Origin of the sequence: Mycobacterium sp. (assembly GCF_035653355.1) — a bacterium.
In the GTDB taxonomy this organism is placed as follows: domain Bacteria; phylum Actinomycetota; class Actinomycetes; order Mycobacteriales; family Mycobacteriaceae; genus Mycobacterium.
This window is the reverse complement of the sequence record NZ_DASRBZ010000187.1, coordinates 1-3,851: the sequence shown is the minus strand read 5'-3', so window position 1 is coordinate 3,851 and position 3,851 is coordinate 1. Positions and strand designations below refer to the sequence as shown.

The following is a 3,851-nucleotide window of genomic DNA, read 5'->3' as shown; positions in this document are numbered from 1 at the left end:
ATCTCCATTACCTGGCCGGCATGTAGATACACCGCAGGGTCGGGCTTGCTCGTCGGCACGGGAAGCGAGTCTTCCGCGCTGAAGCGCAGGGCGGCTGGGATCAGCGGATCAAGGCCGGTGGTGGTGAAACATGCATCCAGGCGTTTGGATGCGCTTGAGCTGACCGCTGCCAATGTATACCGCGATGCGAGGGCTTGCAGTGGAGCGAGGACCTGCGGGTCTGGCCGCAGGGTCGCGGCCAGATGTGCGGTGACGTGCTCGCGTTCCCGGCGCACCCATTGCTCGAGTTCCTCGGCGCACAGCGCGCGCCCGGCTGCCACGTCGGAGCCGGAAGCGACGACGGCAGCAGGACGGCCGTTTGCCAGTGTCTGCTCCATGGGCACTTCGGACTGCACCGCAAGCTCAATAGCGATGCTGCGGAAGTTCTTTCCGACGGCCTGCTTGCGCAGCTCCTCGGCCGTGAACGGGGTCGTCACACCGAACCTGGCGAGGAACCGATTGATCACCTCGACCGAGGCGTCGAATGCCGGTTTCTCGGAAGGAAAGAGGTTGTCATCGGCGTCACAGAGCAACGTGGTGATTGGGGCAGGGTCGAATTCGCGCACAACCATTAACTCGTGTCGGTTCATTGCAGCACCAGCTCCCGTGCATTGTCCCGGAGCGCTCGGCGCAGTGTGGGTATCACACCGTGCTCATCGATGTCCCTGGTCATCTCGGCGAGGCGCTCCGCAAAGCCAGGGACGAAACGTAGTTCAGTGAAGATCTCGTGCCGCAGCAACGGCAGAGGGTTGTTGCATTCCAGGGTCGCCAACTTGGTCAGCAATTCTGAGTGCGGATCGTCGATGCGGATCTTGCGACCTCTCAGGTCGTAGCCGCGCAGATACCGGGCCCACCCGGCGACAGCCAACATCAACAGAGTGTGCGGTCTGCCCTGCGCGATCGCCTCCTCCAGGGACGGCAGCAGGAACGACGACATCTTCGTCGATCCGCGGCGCGCCAATCGCGACAACTGGTCGCTCATCCGGGGATTGCTGAGTCGGGTGAGCAATGTGTTCCGATAGCCGGGGGTGTTCATTCCCGGCACCGCCGGTAGCAGTGGCTGAATCTCGTCGCGCATGAGCTGCTCGACATAACCGAAGATGACGGGGTTCCTCATCGCTTCGTCGGTGCGGTCGTAGCCCGCGAGCGTGGCCAGGCAGGCGATCGCGATGTGGGTTCCGTTGAGCAGACGGGTCTTGACCAGCTTGTGGTCGCTGACATCGGTCACGAATTGGGCGCCGACTTCTTCGAGCGGTGGACGGCCGTCGCTGAACGTGTCCTCGATGATCCATTGTGAATACGTTTCGGTGAGCACCGGCCACTTGTCGGCGATGCCGAAAGTGTGCTCAACGAATTCGCGCTCCGAGTCTGAGGTCCGCGGAGTGATGCGGTCGACCATGGTCGACGGGAATGCGACATGTCTGTCGATCCAGCTGGCGAGCTTCGGATCCTTCAACGCGGCGAACGACACCAGCGCTGTCCGCGCCGCTTGGGTGTTGCCGGGAATGTTGTCACAGCAGAGCACCGTGAATGGGACAGTACCGGCGCGGCGACGCAAGTCGAGTGCGTCCGCCAGGTATCCTCACGCCGTGACAAAGCAATTCGACGCGACGAGATCGGCACGCACGTCGGGGTGGGCAGCGTCGAACTCACCGCTGACCGGGTCGAGGAAGTATCCGTTGGGGGTAACTGTCAGGCTGACGACGCGTGTCTGGGGGTCGACCAAAGCCCTGCGGACCGCGGCGCTGTCGTTGGGTGCGTAGTGGTAGGAGCCGATCGAGCCGACCACTCGAGCGGTTTGGCGGTCGTGGCCGCGTTGCACCACGGTGTAAAGGCCATCCTGAGCCGACAACACGTCTTTGACATCCCGGGAATGAAGGCTGACAGCAGTGACCCCCCACTCGTCCGAAATGCCCTGGGAAGCAAGGTCATCGAGATAAACAGCCTGGTGAGCACGGTGGAAGTTGCCGGCTCCGATATGCACGACACCGCGCTGAAGGGCCGACCTGTCATAGCTCGGCACGTCGATCCGTCGCGAATGCAATGGCAATGTGACGTTACTCAGCGGAACGCCGGTGCTGCGGCGCTCGGTGACCAGATTTGGAAGGCTGTCGGCGTAGCGCATCGGTCGCCGAACATACCGGGCGTGAAGTCAGTTCGGTCAAGCGAGCGGGGTGCCGCCACGCCCGGAATTCGTGGAGTCAGCAGGCGTTTAACCAGCCCGGTGAAATGCGCCACAATGGGTGGCTTGCCGTCCTGATGGGGCGTAAAGCGATCGGTGTGCCGGGCGCGGCGACCCCGTCGCCTCGGGCGCAACGGCAAGTTGCACCGCGGTCGCATGAACCTCTGTGTGTTGGGGTGTATGTGTCGTGCGCGCCTATCAGCGATCAGCCCGGCTGATCGCTGGTAGGCGGGCAAACGGTATACGGGGCGAGACAGATTCCAGCCAGAAGACCAAAACCAGCCGCGCGGCCCGCTGCGGCGACGGCACGTGTTGCAACTGCCGCGGCGTCGAACGACGTAGGTTGGCAGCATGGATTCGCCGCAGGTCTGGCCGCCCGGAGCAACGGCGGGGCCGCGGGTGAAGTTGACTAACCCGGACAAGGTGCTCTACCCCCCGGCGGGTCGACGGCGAGTACCGGTCACCAAGGCGGAGGTGTTCGACTACTACACCAGCATCGCCGACGTGATGGTGCCGCACATCGCCGGGCGCGCCGCCACTCGCAAGCGCTGGCCTAACGGTGTGGAGGAGCCGTCATTCTTCGAAAAGCAGTTGGCCTCCTCAGCGCCCGACTGGCTGCCCCGAGCCAGCCTGGTGCATCACTCTGGAACGACGACCTATCCGATCATCGACAGCGCCACCGCGCTGGCCTGGATTGCCCAGCAGGCCGCGCTGGAGGTGCACGTGCCGCAGTGGCGCTTCGTCGCCGAGTGGACCCGCAAGGGCGAGGAGCTAAAGCAAGGCCCTGCAACACGATTGGTGTTCGACCTGGACCCCGGCGAAGGTGTGACGATGCGTCAGCTGGCCGACGTGGCGCGTGAGATCCGCGACCTGATGGCCGACATCGGGCTCACCACCTTCCCGCTCACCAGCGGCAGCAAGGGGATACATCTCTATGCCCCGCTGGAGAAGCCGGTGAGCAGCCAGGGCGCCGTGGTATTGGCCAAACGTGTTGCTCAGCAATTGGAAAAAGCAATGCCGACGTTGGTCACGGCGACGATGACCAAGAGCCTGCGGGCGGGCAAGGTGTTCGTGGACTGGAGCCAGAACAACGAGTCGAAAACCACGATCGCGCCCTACTCGCTACGCGGACGGGAACAGCCGACCGTGGCAGCGCCGCGCAGCTGGGACGAACTCGACGACCCCAAGCTTCGCCATCTGCGCTACGACGAGGTGCTGGAGCGGGTGGCCCGTGACGGCGATCTGCTGGCGCCGCTGGATGCAGATATCAGCGTGGATCGGCTGACCAAATACCGCAGCATGCGCGACCCGTCGAAAACGCCGGAACCCGTGCCCAGCGCCAAACCCGCTGCGGGGCATAACAACACGTTCGTCATCCAGGAGCATCACGCCCGCCGGCTGCATTACGACTTCCGGCTGGAGCGTGACGGTGTCTTGGTGTCGTGGGCAATACCCAAGAATTTGCCGGAAACCACGTCGGTCAACCATCTCGCGGTGCACACCGAGGACCATCCGTTGGAGTACGGCACCTTCGAAGGCACCATCCCCAAAGGGGAGTACGGGGCAGGGAAGGTGATCATCTGGGATTCGGGTACCTACGACACCGAGAAGTTCCGCCACGATGAGGTCA

2 protein-coding genes and 1 pseudogene are annotated in these 3,851 nt (G+C 63.5%); 1 reads left to right on the top strand and 2 read right to left on the bottom strand.

The window, feature by feature from the left end; genetic code table 11:
* A partial coding sequence (locus VFA16_RS06245) for an HAD family phosphatase (RefSeq protein ID WP_324966981.1) occupies positions 1–629 on the bottom strand: 629 nt, incomplete at its 3' end.
* Positions 626–2,164 (bottom strand): annotated as a pseudogene (locus tag VFA16_RS06240) (mannitol dehydrogenase family protein). The gene VFA16_RS06245 and the pseudogene VFA16_RS06240, both read right to left, overlap by 4 nt.
* A gap of 408 nt (positions 2,165–2,572) precedes the next feature.
* Here VFA16_RS06240 and ligD point away from each other — a divergent pair.
* The coding region (gene ligD / locus VFA16_RS06235) for a non-homologous end-joining DNA ligase (RefSeq protein WP_324966980.1) at positions 2,573–3,851 on the top strand (1,279 nt) is incomplete at its 3' end.